Below are 22,441 nucleotides of genomic sequence, written 5' to 3' on the forward strand. Positions count from 1 at the left end.
GGAGGGACGGTGGAGGGCTCCCCCGGGGGTCGGTGGGGCCCTGGCGGCAGTGGCGCCGGTGGCAAGATGGGAACCATGACCGCTGATGCCACCGCACTCGTCGTCCCCGTCCCGCCCCCGGCCAGCAAGGTGCCCCATGTGCGCACGCACCATGGCGACACCTTCGTCGACTCCTACGAGTGGATGCGCGACAAGGAGAGCCCCGAGCTGATCGACTACCTCCAGCGCGAGAACCGGTACGCGGAGGCCGTCACGCGCCACCAGGAACCGCTCCGCGAGGCCATCTTCGGCGAGATCAAGGAACGCACGCAGGAGACCGACCTCTCCGTCCCCGCCCGCAAGAAGGGGTGGTGGTACTATTCGCGCACCGAGGAGGGGAAGCAGTACGGCATCCAGTGCCGCGTGGCCGCGGAGGACACCGGGGATCTCGGCCGCGACTGGACGCCGCCCGAGGTGGTTCCCGGCCGGCCCGTCGAGGGCGAACAGATCCTCCTCGACGGCAACGAACTCGCCGAGGGCAAGCCCTTCTTCTCCCTCGGCGGCCTGTCCGTCACGGAGGACGGCACGCTGCTCGCGTACAGTGAGGACAACGCGGGTGACGAGCGCTTCACGCTGCGCATCAAGGACCTCGGAACGGGCGAGCTCCTCCCCGACGAGGTGCCGAACGTCTTCTACGGACTGTCCTTCGCCCCCGACGGGACGCGCGTCTACTACACCGTCGTCGACGACTCCTGGCGCCCCTACCAGGTGCGGGTGCACACCCTGGGCACGCCGGTCGAGGAGGACGCCGTCGTCTACCAGGAGGACGACGTCGCGATGTGGACCGGCTTCGAGGTGTCGGCCGACCGCACGCAGCTCCTCATCAGCATCGGGTGTTCCGAGTACAGCGAGTACCGTGTCCTGGACCTCGCGGATCCCGGGGCCGGGCTCACCACGCTGGTCCCCCGCGACGAGCGCATCCTGTACGACGCCGAGCCGGTCACCATCGCGGGCGTGCCGCACTACCTGCTGACCCACGACCGCGACGCGAAGAACTCCATGGTGAGCCTCGTGGCGGCGTCCGAATTCGCCAGGCCGCTCGCCGACCAGGAGTGGACGACGGTGCTCGCCCACGACGACGCTGTGCGCGTCAACGGCCTCACGGTCACCCGCACGCACGTGGTGCTGTCGGTGCGGAAGGACACGATCGAACGGGTGCAGGTCCTTCCCCTCGCCGGCCTGGGGACGCCGGACCAGGGGCAGCCGACGGAACCGGACTTCGACGAGGAGCTGTTCACGAGCAACCTCGCCAACGCCGAGTTCGACTCCCCGATCATCCGGCTGTCCTACGCCTCCTACCTCACGCCGCCGCGCGTGTACGACTACGTCCTCGAGGACGGTACGCTGGCACTCCGCAAGGAGACGGAGGTGCGCGGCGGCTACGACCCCGCCTCCTACGTCGCGGAGCGCCAGTGGGCGCCGGCCGCGGACGGCACCCTGATCCCGCTCTCGGTCGTCCGCCGTGCGGAACTGTCCCAGGACGGTACGAACCCCGCCGTCATCTACGCCTACGGCAGCTACGAGGCGAGTATGGACCCTGCGTTCTCGATCGCCAGGCTGTCGCTGCTGGATCGGGGCATCATCTACGTCACCGCGCACATCCGCGGCGGCGGCGAGATGGGTCGCAGCTGGTACGACCAGGGCAAGAAGCTCGCGAAGAAGAACACCTTCACCGATTTCGTGGACGCCACCACGTACCTCGCCGACTCGGGCTGGGTGGACGCCGGCCGCATCGCGGCCATGGGCGGATCGGCGGGCGGGCTGCTCATGGGCGCCGTCGCGAACCTCGCACCCGAGAAGTACCGGGCCATCGTCGCGCAGGTGCCGTTCGTCGACGCCCTGACCACGATCCTCGATCCCGAGCTGCCCCTCTCGGCGCTCGAGTGGGAGGAGTGGGGGAACCCCATCACCGATGCGGAGGTGTACCGCTACATGAAGGAGTACACGCCCTACGAGAACGTCCGCCCCGTGGCCTATCCGCGCATCGCGGCGGTCACCAGCTTCAACGACACCCGGGTGCTCTACGTCGAGCCCGCCAAGTGGGTGGCGCAGCTCCGCGAGACGACGACCGGCAGCGAGCCGATCGTCCTCAAGACCGAGATGGACGGCGGCCACGGTGGAGCGAGCGGACGCTACTCCCGCTGGCGCGACGTGGCCTGGGACTACGCGTTCGCCGCGGACGCGGTGGGCGCCACCGCGGTGCTGGCGCGCTCCACCAGCTCCGTGGTGTAGATGACGGGCTCCGGGTGCGAGCCCGGGGCCTCGATCTCCTCGAGCAGCATGGTGCCGGCCTTCACGGCCATCCGGACCATGGGCTGGGTGATGGTGGTCAGGGGTGTCGGCGCGGTCTCCGCCACGGCATGGTTGTCGTAGCCGACCAGCGCGATGTCCCCCGGGACCGTCCTGCCCGCCGCCTGGACGACGTCGAGCACGCCGAGCGCCATGAGGTCCGAGGCCGCGAAGATCCCGTCGATCTCGGGGTGCTCGGCGAGCAGCCGGCGAGCCGCGGCCGCGCCGCCGTCCGTGGTGAAGTCCGCGTGGACCACGGGACCGTCGGGAAGCCCTGCGTCGGCGAGACCGGCTCGCCAGCCGCGGAGGCGGTCGACGGCGGCGGTCATGTCCGCGGGGCCGGCGACCGTGGCGAGGCGCCGTCGCCCGATACCCGCGAGGTGCTGGGCGGCCAGGCGCCCGCCCCCGACGTTGTCGGTATCCACATAGGTGACGTCGAACGCCATGTCCCACGGCCGTCCGATGAAGATGGTGGGAAGGCCGGTCTCGGCCAGCGATCTGGCCCAGGAATCGGCCTTGTGGTGCGAGACCACGATCGCGCCGTCGACGTGCCCGCCCCGCAGGTAGCGCAGGGTGCGGGACGAGTCGTCCTCGGTCCGCGACATCAGCAGCACCAGTTGGACGTCGGTCTCCCGGAGCGCCTCCGTGATGCCGGTGATGACGACGGCGAAGAAGGGATCCATCATGACGCGGACGTCCGGCTCGGGGATCACCAGGGCGATCGAGGAGGTCCGGCGGGTCACCAGGCTGCGAGCCGCACGGTTCGGGATGTACCCGAGGGCGACGACGGCCCGGTCCACGGCCGCCTGCGCCTCGGGGCTGACCCGATCGCCGCCGTTGATGGCCCGGGACGCCGTGGACCGCGACACCCCGGCCGCCACGGCGAGGTCCTCGAGCGTGGGGCTCGGGCGGGCCGTGGTCGGGCGCAGCGACCGGGGCGGCGACGTGTTCATCACCTCGACAATACGGCACCGGCCTTCTCGGCGTCCGGCGACGACGGGCGCTCCGGCAGCTGGTTCGAGGCCGCGAGCCGCGCGTACCAGAGGGCACTCGCCTTCGGCGTCCGTTCCTGGGTCTCGTAATCCACGCGCACCAGACCGAACCGCTGGTGGTACCCCCAGGCCCACTCGAAGTTGTCCATGAGCGACCAGGCGAGGTAGCCGCGCAGGTCGACGCCGTCGTCGATCGCGTCCTTCATGGCGCGGACGTGGACATCGAAGAACGCGAGGCGATCCTGGTCGTCCACGAAGCCGGACCCGTCCGCGGTGTCGTCGTACGCCGCGCCGTTCTCGGTGATGTAGAGGGGGATGCCCGCGGGCCCGGTGTACTCGTCCTGCAGCCGGTTGAGCAGGCGGCGGAGGCCCTCGGGCTGAACCTCCCAGTCCATCGCGGTGACCGGCAGGCCGCGCGGGACGGAGCGCACGCCGTGCGCGGCGACGTAGGGCGAGGAGACCGGGCGTTCGAGGGGGGCATGGCCCTCCTGGGGCGCGGCCTCGTCCGACGGCGTCTTCGTCACGGCCTCGCCGTGGTAGTAGTTCACGCCCAGGACGTCGATCGGCGTTGCGATGATCGCGAGGTCGCCGTCCCGGATCGCATCCGTCAGGCCGAGGTGCTCGACGTCCCGGAGGAGGTCCTCCGGGTACTCGCCGCGCAGCACGGGATCGACGAAGATGCGGTTGAACTGCCCGTCGATCCGGCGCGCGGCGTCGCGGTCCGCCTCGCTGGAAGGATCGAGCGGATCGGCAACCGTGAAGTTGAGCGTGATGCCGAGCGTCGCGTCCGCGTCGCGTCGGCGGAGCTCCTGCGTCGCGAGTCCGTGCCCGAGGAGCAGGTGATGGGCAGCGGCGAGGGCTGCCGTGGGCTCCTGCCGTCCGGGTGCGTGCACGCCGGCTGCGTAGCCGAGGAACGCCGCGCACCAGGGCTCGTTGAGGGTGGTCCAGATGCGGACGCGGTCACCGAGCGCCTCGTGCATGACCGCCGCGTACTCCGCGAACCGGTAGGCCGTCTCCCGGTTCGTCCAGCCGCCCTCGTCCTCGAGTGCCTGCGGCAGGTCCCAGTGGTACAGGGTGAGCCATGGCTTGATGCCGGCTTCGATGAGCTGGTCCACGAGGGTGGAGTAGAAGCGGATGCCCTCGATGTTCGGGGTCACCCCGTCCGGCATGCAGCGCGACCACGAGGTCGAGAAGCGGTAGGCCTGCAGGTTGAGGCTCTTCATCAGTGCGACGTCGTCGGCCGACCGGTGGTAGTGGTCGCAGGCCACGTCGCCGTTGTGTGCATCCGCCACGGCTCCGGGGACACGGGTGAAGGTGTCCCAGATGGAGGGTCCCCTGCCGCCTTCCCGGGCGGCGCCCTCGATCTGGTAGGCGGCTGTCGCCGCTCCCCAGAGGAAACCCTCGGGGAAGGTGATGTCGGTGCTGCTCATCCTTTGACTGCTCCTTGCATGATTCCTGAAACGAGTTGACGTCCCGCCACGGCGAAGAGGAGCAGGAGCGGGATGGTGGAGAGCACCGCTCCGGCGAGCACGATCGAGTAATCGACGAAGTGCGCGGCCTGGAGCAGCTGCAGCGCCACCGGGAGGGTGGGGTTGGACGGATCCAGCACGATGAACGGCCAGAAGAAGTTCGTCCAGGTGGCGACGAACGTGAACAGCGCGAGCATCGCCGCAGCCGGTCGGGCCGCGGGGAGACCAACGTACCAAAAGGCCTGGATCATGGAGGCACCGTCGATCCGGACGGCCTCGATGAGCTCGTCCGGCAGGGCATCCCGCAGGTACTGGGTCATCCAGAAGACGCCGAACGCCGTCACGATGCCGGGCACGATGACGGCCCAGAGCGAGCCGGTCCAGCCGAGCTTCGCCATCACGATGAACAGCGGCACCACGCCGAGCTGGGTGGGCACCGCCATCGTGGCGATCACGAACACCAGCAAACCCTTGCTGCCCCGGAAGCGGAGCTTGGCGAAGGCGAAGCCGGCGAGGGTGGAGAACAGCACCACGGACGCCGCCGTGACGGTGGAGACGATGATGCTGTTGCTGAGCGCCTTCCAGAACGGGATGCTGTCCAGGACCGATGCCGCGTTGGCCAGGAAGTTGCCGCCCGGGATCATCGGCACGCCCTTGCTGATGACGGAGCTGTCATGGCTGCCGACCAGGAAGGACCACCAGAGCGGGAACACCGAACCGAGGATGACCGCGCCGAGGAACCCGTAGGTGAGGAACCCGGGACGGCGCATGGTTCCGCCGGGCGCGCCTCGGCGTCGCGCGCCGAGGCCCCGCTGGGCGGCGCGGGCCGCGCCCTTCCCTGCGGTCTGCTCGATCATGGGGATGGAGCTCATCGTCGGCCTCCCTGGTTCGCGATGCGGCGGGTGATGAGGAAGTTGGCCATCGCGATCACGACGATGATCAGGAACAGGAGCCAGGCGACCGCCGAGGCCCTGCCGAAGTTGCGCTGGCCCCAGCCGAGCTCCCAGATGTACATGGTCAGCGTCTGCCATTGCCGGTCCGCCCCGCCGAGACCCGCCTGGTCGAAGACCCGGGCCTCGTCGAAGATCTGCAGGCCGCCGATGGTGGCGGTGATGACCACGAAGATGATGGTGGGGCGCAGCATCGGCACGGTGACGGAGAAGAACTGCCGGAGGCGTCCGGCGCCGTCGATGGTCGCCGCCTCGTAGACGTCCCGGGGGATGGCCTGCATGGCGGCGAGGAAGATCAGCGCGTTGTACCCGGTCCACCGGAAGTTCACCATGGTCGCGATCGCCGCGTGGCTGGCGAGTGAATCGGAGTGCCAGCGGACCGGGTCCAGCCCTATCCCCGTCAACAGCTCGTTGAACAGGCCTGCCTGGTCAGCGAAGAGGTTGTTGAAGATCAACCCTACGGCCACGGGGGCCACCACGAAGGGGACGAGGACGCCCATCCGCCAGAACGTCCTGGCCCGCAGGTTGGCGTCGAGCACCGCGGCGATGGCGATGGCGAGGACGACCTGCGGGACGGACGAGAGGAGGAAGATGCTGAACGTATTGCCTACCGCGTTCCAGAAGAACGGCTGCGCGAGCACGAACTCGTAGTTCTCCAGTGCCGTGAAATCGCCCTGGCCCCCGATGAGGTTCCAGCTGTGGAGCGAGACCCATGCCGTGTAGAGCAGGGGGAACAGGCCCGTGATGGCGAAGAGCAGGAAGAACGGTGAGATGTAGAGATACGGAGACAGCTTGACGTCCCACTTCGACACCTTCTGGGAGAAGGCCAGGCGCTTCACGCTCGTCTCGCGTGAGGTCCGCCGATTCGTGTTGGGAGGTGGGGATTGGACCCGGTCCGTGACGGCCATCGGCTACAGAGCGCCCACAGCGGTGGTGAACTTCTCCCAGGAGGAGGCGGGGTCATCGGTCTCGTCGACGTCGACACGGGTCAGGGCCTGCTGCATCGCATCGTTGATGGCGAAGTACTTGGGGCCCTTGAACGGCGTGACCTCGACGGCGGTGGCCCGATTGGCGAGAATCTGGCCGGTGGGTGCGTCGTTGAAGAACGGATCGACCTGTCCCTGCAGCTCCTCGCTCTCGAGCGCCTCGACCTGGCTGGGGAACGTGCCCTTCGACTCGAAGGCCTTGATCTGCTGCTCCGGGGCGGTCAGCCACTCGGCGAGCTTCTTCGCCTCGGCCTGGTTCTCGCCCTGGGTGGGGACGGTCAGGTAGGAGCCGCCCCAGTTGCCGCCGCCGCCGGGGAAGACATCGGCGATGTCCCAGCCCTCGACGCCCTCGGCGTTGCCCTCGATGACTCCGAGCATCCAGCCCGGGCAGAGCTTCGTGGCGAACGCGTCGGACTGGAAGCTCGCCACCCAGTCGTCCTCCCACTGCGTGAGGTGCGCGGAGAGCCCGTCCGTGACGGACGCCTGGAGGACCTGCTCGTAGATGTCCTTGACCTCGGGGTTCTCGGTGGCGATCACCGTGCCGTCGTTGTCCTCGTAGGCGTTCTGGACCTGGTTGATCATGCCCTGGTAGGTGGCGCCGGCGGAATCGAACCACGCGACGCCGTCGCTGGCGGCCACGAATTCCTTACCGGCGTCGAAGTAGTCCTGCCAGGAGCCGTCGAGCAACGCGGCGACGGACTCGCGGTCGCTGGGCAGCCCGGCCTTCTCGAACAGGTCGGCCCGGTAGCACACGCCCTGGGGGCCGGCGTCGGTGCCGTACCCGATGAGCTGTCCGTCCTCCGTGGTGGCGGCTTCCGTCTTCCAGTCGAGCCAGCGGCCCTCGACGGCCGGGTCGGTGAGGTCGGCGAACTGGTCGGGGAACTCGAGCAGCTCGGGCAGCCAGTCGACCTCGATGCCTTCGATGTCGGACAGCCCGGACCCTGCGGCCAGACGGGTGGTGAGATTGTCGCGGGCCTCGTTGGAGGTGGCGGCCTTCTTGTGATTGATCGTGACGTTCGGGTTGAGCTGCTCGTACTCCTCGAAGAGCTCCTCGTAGCCGAATTCGTTGAACGTCCCGACGGAGAGGGTGACGTCGTCCGTACCGGTCTCGCCCTCGACTCCGGCGTTGTCCGAACCGCCGGATCCACAGGCGGTGAGGGCCAGGGCGAGGCATGCCGCCGTAGCGGAAAGTGCGGTGATGCGTGCTCTGCTGTGCACGGTTGACTCCTTTGTCAGCTTGATTCCGCCGCCGGTTGCAGCGGACTCGGGTGAGCATCCCTGGCGGACGCAGTGTCCGGACGGGTTCGGGCCGGGGCCGATCCTTGTCGGCGGCCTCCGGTGGGTTGGCGGCGGCGGGTTGCGGGAGCACCCGGAGCCCGCCGCCGACGCGGGATGATGATGTCGGCGGGATCGCCGTCCTCCGGCAGATCAGTTCCGGTGGGAGCGCTCTCACGACGTGCCACTCATCCTGACTGTGACGTACGGCACTGTCAAGTGGGAGCGCTTCCACCGCAACGGGATGGGAAAAAGCTGGACTATCGCCGCAGGTCAGACGCCGATCACGGTATCGGACGTGACCCTATTGTTATGTGGCGGCGGTACCGGCGGACGTGCCGCCGCTAGAGTTGCGCTCACCCGGTACCCGACCACGAGGAGTTCACAGGCGATGAACCAGGAGTCTTTCCCCCCATGGACCATCACGCTCGGCGAGCTCGACGAGAAGATGGGTGTCGTGATCCTGGAGCAGTCGGCGGAGCGCGTCGTCGCGACGATGCCGGTGGAGGGCAACCGCCAGTCCTTCGGCCTCCTTCACGGAGGGGCGTCGCTCGCGGTCGGAGAAGCCGTGGGCTCCTGGGCGGCGGTCATCCATGCCTCCACCCTCGGGAAGACTGCTGTAGGGGTGGACGTCTCCGCGACGCACCACCGCGGCGCCCGCGAGGGAACGGTGACGATCACCGCCACGCCGATCCAGCTCGGCCGCACCCTGACCACGCACGAGGTGCTGCTGACCGACGACGCCGGGCAGCGGCTCTGCACCCTCCGCATCACCAACCTGCTCCTGGACAAGCCGCATTCCGCGAGTACCGTTAGGCCATGACTTCCGCCACGCGTGCCCGCAGGACCCGTTCCACCCGATTCGTCGCGCTCGCTCTCGCGACGTCAGCGGCGCTGGTCGGCGGGGCCGCCGGCCCCGCCGCAGCCGCACCCAAGGCACCCCTGTCGTATGTTGCCCTCGGTGACTCCTACGCGTCCGGATTCGGTGCCGGCTCGTACGTCAACGGCTGCGGCCAGTCGCCACTCGGACTGCCCGGGATCCTCGACGGGAAGAAGCAGGTCGACCTGGTCGCCGATGCCACCTGCGCCGGAGCGAAGGTCGTCACGGAACCGGGCGGCGCCGTCGACCTCCCGGAGCAGGTGGCGGGCACGACCGCCGCCCGAGCACTGTCGGCGGACACCGACCTCGTGACCATCTCGGCAGGCGGCAACGACGCTGGCTTCGGGGAGGTCGCAGGGGTGTGTGCGACCCAGTCCCCCGCGATCTGCGCACAGTTCATCGCGGCCAAGAACGCCGCCGCGCTCCCCGTGCTCGACCGCACCCTCGATGCCCTGTACGACTCCATCGACGCGGCGGCCCCGAATGCCACGGTGGTCGTGACCGGCTACCCCCACCTGTTCTCCCCCGAGTTCGGGACCCCGGTCATCCCGATCGCCTCGCAGACCGCGTTCAACGCGGGCACCGATGCCCTCAACGCCGTGATCCGCACCCAGGCCGAGACGCACGGCTTCACCTTCGTCGACCTGGTCCCGAAGTTCGAGGGCCACGGGCTCGGCTCCACGGACCCCTGGATCACCTTCCGGGCAGGAGCCTCCGACAACCTGCACCCCACCGCGGAGGGCTACAAGTCCGGGTACTACCCCGCGGTACGCAGTGCCGTGAACTTCTCCCAACTGCAGCGCTAGGGGCTCCGTCCTCCGGGCCCGCGGGGGTCCGGCGGAGTCACCAGGACGGCCGCCGACGTCGACCGCGCACCCCTCGGGCACGTCCGGCACGCTCCCCCGACACCTTCCGCCGGCCCGCCCCTTCAGAAACAGGGCTGGTGGGCCTACCCTGTCGCCATGCCCTTCTCCATCCAGATCTCGATCGACTGCACGGACCCGCACGCCCAGGCGGACTGGTGGGCGGAGACCCTCGACTGGGTCGTCGAACCCACCGACGAAGCGTTCCTCGACCGGATGATCGCGGAGGGCTTCGCCAGCGAGACGGACGTGATCGTCCACAGCGGCAAGCGGGTCTGGAAGGACGGAACGGCGATCTGCCGGGCCGACGACGTCGGCCGGGCCGGTCGGGAGCGCATCCTGTTCCAGCCGGTCCCCGAACCCAAGGTCGCCAAGAACAGGGTGCACCTGGACATCAACCTCGGCGGCGCCGACAGGGACGAGCAGCGGACCCGGCTCGAGGCGCGGGGCGCCCGCTACCTGGCACGGCACTCCCAGGGACCGCACGCCTGGTACGTCATGCTCGACCCCGAGGACAACGAGTTCTGTATCGCCTGACGCCCCCGTACGACGCCGGGGGCGGGACGGGTCGGCGCCGTTCCGCCGCTAGACTCGACGGGTGACTTCAGAGCTGCCCGCCAAGGTATCCGACATCTTCGACCCGACCCGATGGCGGGTCGTGGCGGGTTTCGAGGACTTCGCGGACATGACCTACCACCGCCAGGTGGAGCGCGACGCCGACGGCGCCGTGGTGCGCGACCTCCCGACCGTACGCATCGCCTTCGACCGTCCCGAGGTCCGCAATGCGTTCCGCCCGGGTACCGTCGACGAGCTGTACCGCGCCCTCGACCACGCCCGCATGACGCCCGACGTCGCGACCGTGCTGCTGACCGGCAATGGTCCCAGCCCCCGCGACGGCGGCCACTCCTTCTGCTCGGGAGGCGACCAGCGCATCCGGGGCCGTGACGGATACCGGTACGCGGAAGGCGAGACCGGGGAGACGATCGATCCTGCCCGTGCAGGGCGCCTCCACATCCTCGAGGTGCAACGGCTCATCCGGACCATGCCCAAGGTCGTCGTCGCCGTCGTCAACGGCTGGGCGGCGGGCGGTGGCCACAGCCTGCACGTCGTGGCGGACCTGACCATCGCCTCGGCGCAGCACGGCCGGTTCAAGCAGACCGATGCGACCGTCGGCAGCTTCGACGCGGGATACGGGTCGGCCCTCCTGGCCCGGCAAATCGGGCAGAAGAGGGCACGTGAGATCTTCTTCCTGGCGCGCGAGTATTCCGCGCAGGACATGGTGGAGATGGGCGCGGTGAACGACGCCGTGAACCACGAGGAACTCGAGGTGACGGCGCTGGCCTACGCGGCGGACATCGCCCGGCAGAGCCCGCAGGCGATCCGCATGCTGAAGTTCGCCTTCAACCTCGCCGACGACGGACTCGCGGGCCAGCAGGTCTTCGCCGGCGAGGCGACACGCCTGGCTTACATGACCGACGAGGCGGTGGAGGGGAGGGATGCCTTCCTCGAGAAGCGTGCGCCGGACTGGTCCTCGTTCCCCTACTACTTCTAGGAGCCACGTGGAACTCCTTCCCGTGCACACCCCCGAGGGCTTCGACCCGCTGGGACTGCTGAAACCCCTCGCCGCCGCACTCTCGGGCGAGGGACCCGCCGTCGCGCCCCATGTACTGCCGGGCCAGGTCTTCGACGGCACCCTGCCGAACGACGAGATCGCTGCCGTCATCAGCACGTCGGGATCGACGGGGACACCCAAGCAGACGATGCTCAGCGTCGACGCGCTCGCTGCCTCGGCGATGGGCACCGCGTTCGCGCTGAAGGCCGAGGGCCAGTGGCTGCTCACCCTCCCCGTGCACTACGTGGCCGGGTTCCAGGTCCTCGTCCGCTCCCTGTACGCAGGCACCCAGCCCTGGGTCATGGACACCTCCGCCGGCTTCACCGCAGAGGCCTTCACCGATGCGGCCGCCGAGCTGACGGACCGCGTCCGGTTCACCTCGCTGGTCCCCACGCAGCTCCACCGCCTGCTGGCCGATCCGTCGCCGGAGACGCTGAGGCTCCTGCGCCGCTTCGATGCCATCCTGCTCGGCGGGGCGCCCGCCGGGGCCTCCCTGCGGTCCCTCGCGCGCAGCCAGGATCTGAACATCGTCGAGACCTACGGCATGAGCGAGACCTGCGGCGGCTGTGTCTACGACGGGACCCCGCTCGACGGCGTCGAGCTCCGCTCCGTGGACGGGCGTTTACGCATCGGCGGGGCGGTCCTCGCCGACGGTTACCTCGATGCGCCCGCCCTCACCGAGGAGAAGTTCGTGTTCAACTCGGGGCGGCGCTGGTTCGTCACGGACGACGCCGGGGACGTGGCACTCGACGGCGCCGTCACCGTGCACGGACGGCTCGACGACGTCATCATCACGGGTGGGCTGAAGGTCTCCGCCATGAAGGTGTCGGACGTCATCCAGGCCCTGCCCGGCGTCGAGCAGGCCATTGTGCTCGGTATCCGGAGCCAGGAATGGGGCGCTGCCGTCGCGGCCGCGATCGTGGGCGATGTCGACGCCGAGGTGATCCGCCAGGCTGTCCACGTCGAACTCGGGGCACACGCCGTCCCCAAGTCCATCGTCACGCTCGACGCCTTCCCCCTGCTGCCCGGCGGCAAGCCGGACCGCCGCACCGTCCGCTCGCTCCTCGAACGCGCCTGAGCGTCCGAGGACACCAGAAGCACCACCGACCCGACCAGAAGGAAACCTCCCGTGGCGACTGCCGCTCAATGGCTTGAAGGAGCCCGTCCCCGCACCCTCCCCATGGCCCTCGCACCGGTGATCATCGGCAGCGCGGCCGCGTTCGGCCTCGGATCCTTCAAACCGCTCAACGCAGTGCTCGCCGCGATCGTGTCCGTGCTGCTGCAGGTGGGCGTGAACTACGCGAACGACTACTCCGACGGCATCCGCGGGACCGACGACGAGCGGGTGGGTCCGCTCCGCCTGACCGGATCGGGGGTGGCCCAGCCCCGCCAGGTGAAGCGCGCCGCCTTCGCGTGCTTCGGCCTTGCCATGCTGGCCGGGCTGGCACTGGTGATCCTGGCCCAGACCTGGATCCTCCTCCTGGTCGGGGTGGGCTGCATCGCGGCCGCCTGGGGATACACGGGAGGGAAGAACCCCTACGGGTACCTCGGCCTCGGTGATCTGTTCGTCTTCGTCTTCTTCGGGCTGGTCGCCACCCTCGGCACCACCTTCACCCAGGCGGACCAGCTCAGCGCCGCCGCCTGGATCGGTGCGGTGAGTACCGGCCTGATCGCCATGGCGCTCCTGATGGCCAACAACGTCCGCGACATCCCGACGGACAGCGTGGTGGGCAAGAGGACCCTCGCCGTGCGACTCGGTGACCCGGCCGCCCGCATCAGCTACGTCATGATGCTCGCGGCGGCGGTCCTGCTGCCCCTGTTCCTCAGCTACGACTACCCGTGGGTGCTGCTGGTGCTGCTGCTGATCCCGGCGTGCCTCCAGCCGAGCTGGTTGATGCTCACGGGCAAGAAGCGCGGGAGCCTGATCCCGGTGCTGAAGCAGACGGGCCTGATCAACCTGGCGTTCAGCCTCCTCTTCACGGCAGGCATCATCGTCACGACGGTCCTCGCCTAGGCGGAGCCGGCCGGACTGCCCGAGGGTGCCGGCGGGGTGCCGGCGGGCCGCCTTCGGCAGCGTTGCCGTGCGGCTGTCGTCCCCCGGGACCGACGCTATGTCCCGCGTCGGCCGGCGCCCCGAGACGGTCTGTCAGGCAGCGGTGCCGCGCGGCTTCCGGTCCGCATTGACCGGGGTGTTGGGATCCAGTGCGTCCTCGGCCGCTGCGTCGTCGAGCTCGACCGCGGACCGCACGGGCGGCGCGCCGGGCGTGAAACGCCGCTGCAGGGTGGCGGCGGCGGCGTCCCGGAGGGTGCGGAAGAACAGGTACGTCACGCACCAGGCGAGGATCGCGGCCACCACCGCCGACAGGAACAATCCGAGGCCCAGCAGCACGCACGCCACGTAGAACACGACGATCAGCAGCAGGCGCAGGGCGGTGAATTTGAGGAAGGCCACGCTCCAAGTTTACTCGCCTACAATTGGCGCATGCCCCGCCTCCTGCTCTTCGCCGCGATCCTGGGGGTCGCCGTCGTCATCTATGCACTGATCGACTGCGTCATGAGCCGAAAACACGAGGTGCGGAGCATCTCGAAGACGGCGTGGTTCGTGACCATCCTCATCCTGCCGCTCATCGGGGCCGGGATGTGGTTCCTGTTCGGACGTCCTCGCAGCGAGGGTCCCTCCGGTCCGCGGCGTCCGGCTCCCCGCACGCCCACCGCGCCGGACGACGATCCGGCCTTCCTCCAGAATCTCGAAGCGCAGCGCCGCCAGCGCGCCCGCGAGCAGGAGCGCCGCCGCCGCGAGCAGGAGCAGAAGGAACGCGAGGCCAAGGCCGGCGAGGCCGGCCGGGAGACTCCCCCGAAGGACGACAAGCACGACGGCGAAGGCAACGACGACGCCGGCTCCGGTTCCGCGGGAGCCCACCACCCCTGACACCCTGCGTCCGCCTGCCAGGCCCCTGCGGCGCCGCCGAATGCCCTGGCACCCACTGATCGCGGGCGGTCTCCAGGCAGGTCCGACACGTCGCATGGCAGGGAGGACCATCCCATGCGCCCGATCCCGTAGCACCCACAGATCGCGGGCGGTCTCCAGGCAGGTCCGACACGTCGCGCGGCAGCGAGGACCATCCCATGCGCCGGCGCCCGATCCCGTAGCACCCACTGATCGCGAACGACCGGTGGGCATGGTCGATCATGTCCGCGGATCGGACCTCATCAGTGGGCGGAAGCCGAAGCCGCCCTTCGGGCAGGACCGACGGCGCGACCGACGGACACCCCGGCCGCACGCCATGCTCCCTGCTTGTACCCCCGCCGGAGGGGCGCTCCCGGACACGCGAGAGCCCCGCGGCATCCACCGCGGGGCTCTCCCGTTCCGACCGGCCGATACGCGGCCCGCGCCTACACTCCCGAGTAGCTGTGGAGCCCCGAGAAGTAGATGTTCACGATCGTGAAGTTGAAGACGATGCAGAGGTACCCGACGATCGACAGCCAGGCAGCACGCGTGCCCGTCCAGCCACGCGTGGCACGGGCGTGGAGGTAGCCGGCGTAGACGGTCCAGATCACGAACGTCCAGACCTCCTTGGTGTCCCAGCCCCAGTAGCGGCCCCATGCCTGCTCGGCCCAGATGGCACCCGCCATGAGGGTGAAGGTCCAGCCGACGAACGCCACGGCATTGAGCCGGTAGGACAGGTTCTCGAGGCTCAGCGCGGAGGGCACGAGGCGGAGGAACCGAGCGGTGTCCGCCTTGCCGGCGAGGAGTTTGGCCTCGCGGGAGGTCTGCAGGAGCTGCAGCACGGACATGGCGAACGTGATGGTGAACAGCGCCGAGGACGCCACGGCGATGGAGACGTGCACGATCAGCCAGTAGCTCTGCAGGGCGGGGATCAGGCGGGCGACCGGCGTGGGGAAGCCCACGGTGGCGGCGCAGAGCATGATGACCACGAGTCCCACCACGAAGGAACCGACGAACCGCAGATCCTTGCGGGTGAGCGTGATGAGGAAGATGGCGGCGACGAGGAAGGCACCTGTGGTGCAGAACTCGTACATGTTGCCCCAGGGGACACGGTGCGCGGCGATCGCCCGGGTGAGGACGGCGGCGCCGTGGACGACGGCGGCCAGCACCGTCAGCGAGACGGCGATGCGCGCTGAGCGGCGCCGGGGCCCCGACCCGTAGTCCATCGAGGCGTCCGCCGTCGCCGGCGATCCTGCCGCTGCCGCGATCGAACTCCCGCCTCGTGCGCCCACGCCCGCGAGGGACCGGGCCGGCGCCGCCTGCTCGTCCGCGAGCCGCGTCTCGAGGCTGCCGATCGTGGAGCTCGACTTCACGAGGTCGAGCACGAAGAAGACCAGGGCCACCACGTAGGCGATCGAGGCCAGCAGCATGAAGAGCTCACTGACCTGCCCGAGCTCGGCATTGACTGGTGGTGTCATGACTTGTCCTTTGCGTTGGTGTGCGACTGCCCCGTGCCGGCCGGTGCGGCGTCCTGATGACTATGGTCCCCCGCGCTGCCGGTGGGGACCAAGAAGCGATCCGCCAGCAGCTTCTCGACGGCTGCGCCTTCCGCCGGCAGGCGGTGGTCCTCCCCGCGGGCCAGCAGCCCGTACTCGACCATGAGGCGCCCGTCCGGGTGCTCGCCGGTGCGCACCCAGAGCCTGCGGCGCCCGATGAACAGGGACGCCGAGAGTCCGAGCAGCGCGAGTGTCGAGAAGACCAGTGCGCCCAGCTCGCCGGGATCGTGGTGGATGTCGAGGGCGACGTAGCGCTTGAGCCCGTCGAAGGTGACGGAACCCTTGCCCTCGGGCAGGTCGTACGTCTGTCCGACGCCGAGCACGATCCCGCCGTCGTCGTTGTTGCGGCTGTTGAGCTCGGTGAGGTTCTCGGTGTCCAGCACGTAGACGTTCTCGGGCGTCCCGTCGTCGAGCCCGAGGTCCCCGTAGTAGGAGTTCAGGTTCAGCTGCGGGTTGAAGGGGTCCGGGTCCCGCGAGAAGGAGACCCCCTTCTCGTCCACGAAGGCGGTGGGCAGGAAGAACCCGACGAAGCCGAGCTGGTCCGGCTTCGCGTCCGGGGCCTTGATGACGATCAGCGAGGTGTAGAGGCCGTCGGACGGGACCGAGACGACGGGGCCCTGCTGGGCGATGTTCCCCTCGCCGTCGCGCACGGTGACGACGGGCGCGTAGCCGTTGCCGACCAGGTAGACGTTGGTGCCGCCGATGGTGATCGGCGCGTTGACCTTGAGGACCTGCTGCGCCTCGTCCTCGCCCGGTCCGTCCTGCGTGGTGACGTTCGCCGTGAAGTCGAGCGGCTGGCCGTAGTGGCTCTCCTGCTCGCGGTCGAAGCGCACGTCGAACGAGTCGAGCCGGATCGAGTACGGCTCCAGCTGGTCGTCGGAGAAGTTGGAGCCCGGGCTGAAGCTGTCGTAGCCGATCAGGGTGTTCACGAAGCTGTCGCCCTCGACGATCACCTTCTGGCCGTTGTAGCCGAAGAGCCCGCCGACGGCGACCGACACCAGGACGCCGATGAGCGAGGTGTGGAAGACGAGGTTGCCGAGCTCCTTGGCGAGGCCGCGTTCGGCGCCGACGGAGGGGCGGTCGGTCCCGGCATCGCGCACGTCGACGCGGTAGCCGCGCTTCCGCAGGACCGCGGCGGCCTGCTCGGCGGCGGACGACGGCGTGAGGCCGGCATCACGCGCCCGGTCGGCAGGAACCTCGAGCGTGCCGTACACGGGCAGGCGGGAGAGCCGCTTGGGCGTACGTGGCGGCGTGGAGCGCACGGCTCGAAGATGCGCGATCGCCCGGGGCACCACGCAGCCGATGAGCGAGATGAAGAGCAGGAGGTAGATCGCCGAGAACCAGACGGACGAGTAGACGTCGAACAGCTGGAACCAGTCCAGCACGGGCCCGGTGTCCGGGTTGTCCTGGATGTACTGCGTGACGACGGCGGGGTTCGCCGGGCGCTGGGGGAACAGCGAGCCGGGAACGGCCGCCACGGCGAGCAGGAGCAGCAGGAACAACGCCGTGCGCATGCTGGTCAGCTGCGTCCACGCCCACCGCAGGGTGCCGAAGACGCCGAGTGAGGGCAGGACGACGTCGGCCCTGGCGCCCGGGGCGCCTGCCGTGTCCCTCGTATCCTGTGAGACGTCCTGCTTCACTGTGCCCTTTCCGAATGATGTCGATTGTTCGCGTGCGTGTCCGGCGGATGCCACCGGTGGTCAGATCGGCAGGACCACGTTGCCGATCAGGAGGTCCTGCAGCTGGGTGATCCAGAAGTTCCAGATGCCGGTCACCATGAGGACGCCCACGAGCACCAGGAGTCCGCCCCCGGCCCGCTGCAGCAGGAGCCGGTGCTTCCGGAAGAAGGCGAGGGCCCCCATGCCGCGGCGTACGCCGAGTGCGATCAGCAGGAACGGAAGGCCCAGGCCCAGGCAGTAGACGAACGTGAGGACCGCGCCCTTGAGTGCCGTCGCGTCGTTCCCGGAGATCGCCAGGAGTTGCACCGCACCGAGCGTGGGGCCGATGCACGGCGCCCAGCCGAGCCCGAAGGTCACACCCAGCAGGGGTGCCCCCAGGAGGCCGGCGGGTACCTTCGCATGGACGCGGCTCTCGCGCTGGAACCAGGAGAGACCGCCCATGAACACGACGCCCAGCAGGATCACGACGACGCCGAACACCTGGATGAGCCACCCCTGGGACACCCTCAGGAAGGCGCCCAACTGCCCGAACAGGGTCCCGTAGGCCATGAAGACGACCGAGAAGCCGAGCACGAAGAGCCCGATCCCGGCCAGCATCCGTCCCCTCTTCTGCTTCTCGAGGTCGACGCCGGTCAGGCCCGTGACGTACCCGAGGTACCCGGGGACCAGCGGCAGGACGCAGGGGGAGGCGAAGGACACCAGACCGGCCAGGAGCGCGACCGGCAGGGCGAGGAGCATGGAGCCGTTGAGCACGGCGTCGGCGAAGGCGTTCCCCGCGGCGAGGGGAACGTGTCCGGCCATGGCCACCGTCATGGACGGGACGCGGCGGGCGCGCTACTCGGCGAGGGCATCATGGATCAGGGCCTTGAGGGTACCGCGGTCGGCCAGTCCGAGGATCCGGGCGGACACCCGCCCCTCCCGGTCGAGGACGATCGTCGTGGGGACGGCCTGCGGCGGGACGTACTGGGTCATGCCGAGCAGCACTCCCCCGTCCTTGTCATCGAAGCTCGCGTAGGGGATACCGAAGCTGCGCTCGAACGCCTCTGCGGTGGCCTGCTCGTCACGGATGTTGACGCCGTAGAACGCTGCGCCCTGCGGCGCGTACTCGTCGTGGAGCGAGACGAGGTCCGCGGCCTCCTCCCGGCAGGGTGCGCAGGCGGCGTACCAGAAGTTGAGCACGGTGACCTGGCCGTCCCAGTCGGCGCTCGAGACGTCCGTCCCGTCGAACAGGGTGCCGGAGACCTCGACGGGCTCACCGCGGTCCGCGGCCGCGTACTCCGTGACGGAGCCGTCCCCTGCGATGTAGTTCTTGCCGTCACCGGCCGCGGCCTGCTGTGCGAGCGGGTCCTCGGCGGCACAGGAGGTGACCACCAGGGAAACCGGCAGCACGACGGCGAGCGCCATGCCCAGTTCGAGCAGGAGGCGGCGCTTCGGGGGACGGGCGGTTGGTGTCACAGCTTCTTCCGATGATTTCTACGACGTGTAGTAATTCTATTACGCCCCGGGGACATTCGCCGCACCGGGCAGCAGGTCGGCGCAGGGCTCGGCGTAGCGCACGCGGCGGACGGAGTCACCCTCGAAGTCGAGCGACGTGACGGACGTGAGGGTGCACTCGCGCTGGCGCGGGTCGTGCCAGAGCCGGCGATGCTCGGCGGCGAGCCGTGTCACCCAGATGGGCAGCTGGTGGCTGACGAGGATCGCCTCGGCGGGACGGTCCGCCCCTCCGCCCTCCGCGAGTTCGAGGGCGCGGCGGCGGGCGTCGTGCACCCCGAGCATCACCCGCGCCGCCTGCTCGGCGTAGGGCTCCCCCCAGGACGGCCGGAACGGATTGACGAGCAGGGGCCAGTACCTCGGCTGGCGGAGCCTGCTCTTGATCCTCGACATCCCCTCGAAGCGGTTCTCGGCCTCGATGATGCGCTCATCCGTGGCGATCTCCAGGCCCAGCGCCTCGGCGAGGGGGCGCGCGGTCTCCTGGGCCCGCGTCAGGGGGGAGGCCACGAGGTGGACGATGTCGGCACCCTCGTCGCGGCGCTGCTCGAAGTGACCCGCCACCTGCAGGGCCATCTGGCGGCCCAGTTCGGAGAGGTGGAACTCCGGAAGCCTCCCGTAGAGGACGCCCTCGGGATTATGGACCTCACCGTGGCGCACCAGGTGGACGGTTGCTCGCTGCATGGGTCCAGTTTCCCGCATGTCCCCGCACGACGGCCAATCGGGGCGCAGTGGACACCGGTACATTTACTTGAACATTCCACCGATTTGTGGAATAAAACATGCATACGCATGCTTCTATCCACTGTAAGCGTCGCCACCACCACTTCTCAGGAGTTCATCATGACTGTCCCCTCAGGCCTCACCTCCGGCACCTGGTCCTTCGATCCCGCCCACAGCGAGGTCGGATTCAGCGTCCGCCACGCCGGTATCAGCAAGGTCCGCGGCTCGTTCAAGGACGTCGATGCGTCCCTCACCGTCGGATCCTCCCTCGAGGATTCCAGCATCACGGCGACCATCAGGACCGCGTCGTTCACCTCGGGCGACGAGAACCGCGACGGGCACGTCAAGGGCGCCGACTTCTTCGACGTCGAGCAGTTCCCCGAGATGACCTTCGTCTCCACCTCCCACACCGGCTCCGGCGAGACCTACGAGATCCACGGAGACCTCACCATCCGCGGGATCACCAAGGCGGTCGTCCTCGACGCCGAGTTCAACGGCGTGGCCGTGGACCCCTTCGGCGCGACCCGCGCAGGCGTCTCCGCCTCCACCACCATCTCCCGCAAGGACTTCGGCCTGACCTGGAACGCAGCACTCGAAGCGGGCGGCGTCCTCGTCGGCGACAAGGTGACCATCACCATCGAAGCCGCCTTCGTGGCTCCCGCCGTCGTCACGGTCTAGTCCCGCATCCCGGCCGCTGGGCCGGCCGGCAGCACGCTCACGGCCGACGTCGTCCCCTGGACGGCGTCGGCCGTTGCCGTCGGCCCCTGTCCGCGGCCGCGGCCGACGAACTAGGCTGACGATGACCGCATCCACGAAAGGCACGTCCATGGGGGCTCCGGCGGGTGGATGGACATTCGAACCGCAACGGAGGACGCAGCGATGAGCACGCCACAGGACGACCCGAACGGGCAGGGCAACAGGCAGGGCGAGGGACAGCCGTGGAGCGCGCCCGGCACAGGCGGTGCCGGCCAGGACGGACACGGCCGGCCCGGCGCCTACGGACAGGGCGACGGTGGGGGCCGGTACGGCTACCAGTCGGCGCAGCCCTCCAGCTACGCCTACCCGACGCCCCCCGCCGGGGGATCCGGCCCGGCGGACAGGGGTCCCGCACCCACGGAGGTCCAGCGGGCGTACTACCTCATCCTGGCGGCGGGCATCCTCTACCTCGTGGCGTCCGTCGTCTCGGGCCTGACCACCCCCGTGCCGGATGCTCCGGGAGCATCCATCGGCGTGGGCCTGGGGATCGTCTTCGCGGCCCTCTTCACCGCCGTGTACATCGTGCTGGCCGTCTTCATCAGGAAGGGCCACAACTGGGCGAGGATCACTGCGACCGTGCTGGCAGGGCTCAACGTCCTGTCCGTCCTCAGCAGTTTCCTCCTCCTCCCGCTCGTGGGCCAGGCTGCAGAGGCGACCGGCCAGGCCGCGGTCCAGCCCTCAGGACTCTCGCTCGCCCTGAGCGTGATCGTCATGCTCCTCGGCGTGGCCGGCGTCGTCCTGACCTACGCGAAGCCCGCGCGGCCCTACTTCGCACCGAGGAAGCTCGGCTACTGAGCGGGACCTCCGCAGCGATACCTACTGGGCGCGGGAGATCGGATCGAGGTCCGTCTCCTGCGCCCGCTGCGCGTGATAGGCGAGGATCTGCAGTTCGGTGGACATGTCCACCTTCCGCAGCTGCACGTGCGGCGGCACCTGGAGCACCACGGGCGCGAAGCTGAGGATGCTGGAGATCCCAGCGTCCACCAGGCGGTCGCACAGCTCCTGCGCCACGGCGCCCGGCACGGACAGGACCGCCATGTTGGTGCGGGTCCGCTCCAGCACGGCCTCGAGGTCGTCGACGGCGCTCACGCGGAGGTAGCCGACCTCGGACCCGACGACGAGCTGGTCGGCGTCGAAGATCGCGACGATCTCGAAGCCGCGCGAGACGAAGCCGGAGTAGCCCGCCAGCGCGCGGCCGAGGTTGCCGGCGCCGATGATCGCCACGCGCCAGTCCAGCGTCAGCCCGAGGGCGATCGAGATCTGCCGGTTCAGGTACTGCACCTCGTACCCGACCCCCCGGGTGCCGTACGACCCCAGGTAGGAGAGGTCCTTGCGCAGCATGGGCGAATTGACCCCGGCAGCATCCGCGAGCTCCTCGGAGGACACGCGTTCGATCCCCTCGGCGAGCAGCGAGTTGAGGGCCCGCAGATAGATGGTCAGGCGGGCCACCGAGGCGGGCGGGATATGGCGTGACGAATCACCCACGGGGTGGAGGCCTGGCATGTCCGGCGTTGTCACTGTCATCGGCTCCGTTGCTAGCACCACCGCGAGCGGGCGGTGGTTCCTGGTCCCCCGGCGTCGTCGGGGCGGAAGTAGAACCACTGTATGCCGACGACGCGGGGCCTCCAAGCCGGACCGGCACGCCCTGACAGCACCCGGAGGGCCTAGGACAGCAGCCTGCGCAGCCTCGCCTCGTCGATCGACCAGAAGTCACGCTGCACCCCACCGATGAACAGGACGGGGAGTTCCTCGGCGAACTGCTGCCCGAGTGCCGGGGCATCGGTCACGGACAGTTCCCGCCAGCCGATCCCGAGGTCCCTGGTCACACGGTCCACCACTGCGCGCGCGTCCTCGCAGAGGTGGCAGTCCGGGCGCGTGAGGAGCACGACGCCGCTTCCCGGCGCGTCAGCGGTCGATTCCATGCCTCCACCGTACTG

Annotated in this window: 23 protein-coding genes; 10 read left to right on the forward strand and 13 right to left on the reverse strand. The window is 69.4% G+C overall.

The features are described from left to right. Window positions 1–66 precede the first annotated feature (66 nt). A complete protein-coding gene (locus AC0Z9V_RS07565; protein WP_485141152.1) occupies window positions 67–2,271 on the forward strand; it encodes a S9 family peptidase in 2,205 nt (734 codons plus the stop codon). Here AC0Z9V_RS07565 and AC0Z9V_RS07570 read toward each other — a convergent pair. The 5 genes from AC0Z9V_RS07570 to AC0Z9V_RS07590 are packed head-to-tail and all read right to left on the reverse strand — an operon-like array spanning window position 2,202 to window position 7,943. Continuing rightward, complete coding sequence (locus tag AC0Z9V_RS07570) at window positions 2,202–3,281, reverse strand: LacI family DNA-binding transcriptional regulator (protein WP_133081145.1); 1,080 nt, start codon at window positions 3,279–3,281, stop codon at window positions 2,202–2,204. The genes AC0Z9V_RS07565 and AC0Z9V_RS07570 overlap by 70 nt on opposite strands. Then, window positions 3,281–4,750 carry a GH1 family beta-glucosidase gene (locus tag AC0Z9V_RS07575; protein ID WP_133081146.1) on the reverse strand — a complete coding sequence of 490 codons (1,470 nt, stop codon included), beginning with the start codon at window positions 4,748–4,750 and terminating at the stop codon, window positions 3,281–3,283. Before AC0Z9V_RS07575 ends, AC0Z9V_RS07570 begins: the two co-directional genes overlap by 1 nt. Continuing rightward, entirely contained in the window at window positions 4,747–5,661 is a 915-nt protein-coding gene (locus AC0Z9V_RS07580; RefSeq protein WP_133081147.1) for a carbohydrate ABC transporter permease, read from the reverse strand. The genes AC0Z9V_RS07575 and AC0Z9V_RS07580 overlap by 4 nt, the downstream gene beginning before the upstream one ends. Beyond that, window positions 5,658–6,647, reverse strand: coding sequence for an ABC transporter permease subunit (locus AC0Z9V_RS07585; protein WP_133081148.1), 990 nt, complete (start codon window positions 6,645–6,647; stop codon window positions 5,658–5,660). Before AC0Z9V_RS07585 ends, AC0Z9V_RS07580 begins: the two co-directional genes overlap by 4 nt. 3 nt (window positions 6,648–6,650) lie before the next feature. Next, window positions 6,651–7,943 (reverse strand): ABC transporter substrate-binding protein, encoded by a 1,293-nt coding sequence (locus AC0Z9V_RS07590; RefSeq protein WP_133081149.1) that lies wholly within the window; start codon window positions 7,941–7,943, stop codon window positions 6,651–6,653. 448 nt (window positions 7,944–8,391) lie between these two features. Here AC0Z9V_RS07590 and AC0Z9V_RS07595 point away from each other — a divergent pair, with 448 nt between their 5' ends. From AC0Z9V_RS07595 to AC0Z9V_RS07620, 6 genes are all read left to right on the forward strand, one after another. After that, window positions 8,392–8,823 carry a hotdog fold thioesterase gene (locus AC0Z9V_RS07595; protein ID WP_133081150.1) on the forward strand — a complete coding sequence of 144 codons (432 nt, stop codon included), beginning with the start codon at window positions 8,392–8,394 and terminating at the stop codon, window positions 8,821–8,823. Next, window positions 8,820–9,686, forward strand: a complete 867-nt coding sequence (locus tag AC0Z9V_RS07600) for an SGNH/GDSL hydrolase family protein (RefSeq protein ID WP_485141153.1) — start codon at window positions 8,820–8,822, stop codon at window positions 9,684–9,686. The genes AC0Z9V_RS07595 and AC0Z9V_RS07600 overlap by 4 nt, the downstream gene beginning before the upstream one ends. 156 nt (window positions 9,687–9,842) lie before the next feature. Further along, window positions 9,843–10,280, forward strand: a complete 438-nt coding sequence (locus tag AC0Z9V_RS07605) for a VOC family protein (RefSeq protein WP_133081152.1) — start codon at window positions 9,843–9,845, stop codon at window positions 10,278–10,280. A gap of 61 nt (window positions 10,281–10,341) precedes the next feature. Continuing rightward, window positions 10,342–11,295: a 1,4-dihydroxy-2-naphthoyl-CoA synthase gene (locus tag AC0Z9V_RS07610; RefSeq protein WP_133081153.1), complete on the forward strand. Its 954-nt coding sequence runs from the start codon at window positions 10,342–10,344 to the stop codon at window positions 11,293–11,295. A 7-nt stretch (window positions 11,296–11,302) separates the two neighbouring features. Beyond that, window positions 11,303–12,433, forward strand: coding sequence for an AMP-binding protein (locus AC0Z9V_RS07615; protein ID WP_485141154.1), 1,131 nt, complete (start codon window positions 11,303–11,305; stop codon window positions 12,431–12,433). A gap of 51 nt (window positions 12,434–12,484) precedes the next feature. Further along, the gene (locus AC0Z9V_RS07620) at window positions 12,485–13,369 is read left to right on the forward strand and encodes a 1,4-dihydroxy-2-naphthoate polyprenyltransferase (protein WP_485141155.1); all 885 of its coding nucleotides are present in this window, start codon (window positions 12,485–12,487) and stop codon (window positions 13,367–13,369) included. Window positions 13,370–13,501: 132 nt separating this feature from the next. Here the strand turns inward: AC0Z9V_RS07620 and AC0Z9V_RS07625 are convergent, their stop codons facing one another. Then, window positions 13,502–13,807, reverse strand: a complete 306-nt coding sequence (locus AC0Z9V_RS07625) for a DUF4229 domain-containing protein (protein ID WP_133081156.1) — start codon at window positions 13,805–13,807, stop codon at window positions 13,502–13,504. Between the two features lie 30 nt (window positions 13,808–13,837). Between AC0Z9V_RS07625 and AC0Z9V_RS07630 the strand changes: the two genes are divergently transcribed. Then, window positions 13,838–14,284: a PLD nuclease N-terminal domain-containing protein gene (locus AC0Z9V_RS07630; protein WP_133081157.1), complete on the forward strand. Its 447-nt coding sequence runs from the start codon at window positions 13,838–13,840 to the stop codon at window positions 14,282–14,284. 464 nt (window positions 14,285–14,748) lie between these two features. On the opposite strand, the gene ccsB is transcribed toward AC0Z9V_RS07630, so the two are convergent. From ccsB to AC0Z9V_RS07655, 5 genes are read right to left on the reverse strand one after another with little or no spacing between them, the layout of a single operon-like run. Then, window positions 14,749–15,780 (reverse strand): c-type cytochrome biogenesis protein CcsB, encoded by a 1,032-nt coding sequence (gene ccsB, locus AC0Z9V_RS07635; RefSeq protein WP_459267305.1) that lies wholly within the window; start codon window positions 15,778–15,780, stop codon window positions 14,749–14,751. Further along, complete coding sequence (gene resB, locus AC0Z9V_RS07640; RefSeq protein ID WP_244185875.1) at window positions 15,777–17,498, reverse strand: cytochrome c biogenesis protein ResB; 1,722 nt, start codon at window positions 17,496–17,498, stop codon at window positions 15,777–15,779. Before resB ends, ccsB begins: the two co-directional genes overlap by 4 nt. A gap of 60 nt (window positions 17,499–17,558) precedes the next feature. Further along, entirely contained in the window at window positions 17,559–18,338 is a 780-nt protein-coding gene (locus tag AC0Z9V_RS07645; RefSeq protein ID WP_459267306.1) for a cytochrome c biogenesis CcdA family protein, read from the reverse strand. A 33-nt stretch (window positions 18,339–18,371) separates the two neighbouring features. Then, window positions 18,372–18,992 carry a TlpA family protein disulfide reductase gene (locus AC0Z9V_RS07650; RefSeq protein ID WP_485141156.1) on the reverse strand — a complete coding sequence of 207 codons (621 nt, stop codon included), beginning with the start codon at window positions 18,990–18,992 and terminating at the stop codon, window positions 18,372–18,374. Between the two features lie 39 nt (window positions 18,993–19,031). After that, complete coding sequence (locus AC0Z9V_RS07655) at window positions 19,032–19,709, reverse strand: histidine phosphatase family protein (RefSeq protein ID WP_133081159.1); 678 nt, start codon at window positions 19,707–19,709, stop codon at window positions 19,032–19,034. Between the two features lie 159 nt (window positions 19,710–19,868). Here AC0Z9V_RS07655 and AC0Z9V_RS07660 point away from each other — a divergent pair, with 159 nt between their 5' ends. Together AC0Z9V_RS07660 and AC0Z9V_RS07665 are read left to right on the forward strand one after the other, a co-directional pair. Beyond that, complete coding sequence (locus AC0Z9V_RS07660) at window positions 19,869–20,426, forward strand: YceI family protein (protein ID WP_133081160.1); 558 nt, start codon at window positions 19,869–19,871, stop codon at window positions 20,424–20,426. A 201-nt stretch (window positions 20,427–20,627) separates the two neighbouring features. Continuing rightward, window positions 20,628–21,299 (forward strand): hypothetical protein, encoded by a 672-nt coding sequence (locus AC0Z9V_RS07665; protein WP_133081161.1) that lies wholly within the window; start codon window positions 20,628–20,630, stop codon window positions 21,297–21,299. A gap of 21 nt (window positions 21,300–21,320) precedes the next feature. Here AC0Z9V_RS07665 and AC0Z9V_RS07670 read toward each other — a convergent pair whose 3' ends face one another. Together AC0Z9V_RS07670 and AC0Z9V_RS07675 are read right to left on the reverse strand one after the other, a co-directional pair. Then, window positions 21,321–22,028 carry a redox-sensing transcriptional repressor Rex gene (locus tag AC0Z9V_RS07670; RefSeq protein WP_133081162.1) on the reverse strand — a complete coding sequence of 236 codons (708 nt, stop codon included), beginning with the start codon at window positions 22,026–22,028 and terminating at the stop codon, window positions 21,321–21,323. Window positions 22,029–22,168: 140 nt separating this feature from the next. Then, window positions 22,169–22,426, reverse strand: coding sequence for a glutaredoxin family protein (locus AC0Z9V_RS07675; RefSeq protein ID WP_133081163.1), 258 nt, complete (start codon window positions 22,424–22,426; stop codon window positions 22,169–22,171). Between the last annotated feature and the right edge of the window lie 15 nt (window positions 22,427–22,441).

The organism is Arthrobacter sp. UYP4, assembly GCF_057291175.1.

Bases quoted from the DNA above. Each gene is read 5' to 3' on its own strand.
- AC0Z9V_RS07565 (WP_485141152.1), top strand. From the start codon at position 67: ATGGGAACCATGACCGCTGATGCCACCGCACTCGTCGTCCCCGTCCCG.
- AC0Z9V_RS07570 (WP_133081145.1), bottom strand. From the start codon at position 3,281: ATGAACACGTCGCCGCCCCGGTCGCTGCGCCCGACCACGGCCCGCCCG.
- AC0Z9V_RS07575 (WP_133081146.1), bottom strand. From the start codon at position 4,750: ATGAGCAGCACCGACATCACCTTCCCCGAGGGTTTCCTCTGGGGAGCG.
- AC0Z9V_RS07580 (WP_133081147.1), bottom strand. From the start codon at position 5,661: ATGAGCTCCATCCCCATGATCGAGCAGACCGCAGGGAAGGGCGCGGCC.
- AC0Z9V_RS07585 (WP_133081148.1), bottom strand. From the start codon at position 6,647: ATGGCCGTCACGGACCGGGTCCAATCCCCACCTCCCAACACGAATCGG.
- AC0Z9V_RS07595 (WP_133081150.1), top strand. From the start codon at position 8,392: ATGAACCAGGAGTCTTTCCCCCCATGGACCATCACGCTCGGCGAGCTC.
- AC0Z9V_RS07600 (WP_485141153.1), top strand. From the start codon at position 8,820: ATGACTTCCGCCACGCGTGCCCGCAGGACCCGTTCCACCCGATTCGTC.
- AC0Z9V_RS07605 (WP_133081152.1), top strand. From the start codon at position 9,843: ATGCCCTTCTCCATCCAGATCTCGATCGACTGCACGGACCCGCACGCC.
- AC0Z9V_RS07630 (WP_133081157.1), top strand. From the start codon at position 13,838: ATGCCCCGCCTCCTGCTCTTCGCCGCGATCCTGGGGGTCGCCGTCGTC.
- ccsB (WP_459267305.1), bottom strand. From the start codon at position 15,780: ATGACACCACCAGTCAATGCCGAGCTCGGGCAGGTCAGTGAGCTCTTC.
- AC0Z9V_RS07645 (WP_459267306.1), bottom strand. From the start codon at position 18,338: ATGGCCGGACACGTTCCCCTCGCCGCGGGGAACGCCTTCGCCGACGCC.
- AC0Z9V_RS07655 (WP_133081159.1), bottom strand. From the start codon at position 19,709: ATGCAGCGAGCAACCGTCCACCTGGTGCGCCACGGTGAGGTCCATAAT.
- AC0Z9V_RS07660 (WP_133081160.1), top strand. From the start codon at position 19,869: ATGACTGTCCCCTCAGGCCTCACCTCCGGCACCTGGTCCTTCGATCCC.
- AC0Z9V_RS07665 (WP_133081161.1), top strand. From the start codon at position 20,628: ATGAGCACGCCACAGGACGACCCGAACGGGCAGGGCAACAGGCAGGGC.
- AC0Z9V_RS07670 (WP_133081162.1), bottom strand. From the start codon at position 22,028: ATGACAGTGACAACGCCGGACATGCCAGGCCTCCACCCCGTGGGTGAT.
- AC0Z9V_RS07675 (WP_133081163.1), bottom strand. From the start codon at position 22,426: ATGGAATCGACCGCTGACGCGCCGGGAAGCGGCGTCGTGCTCCTCACG.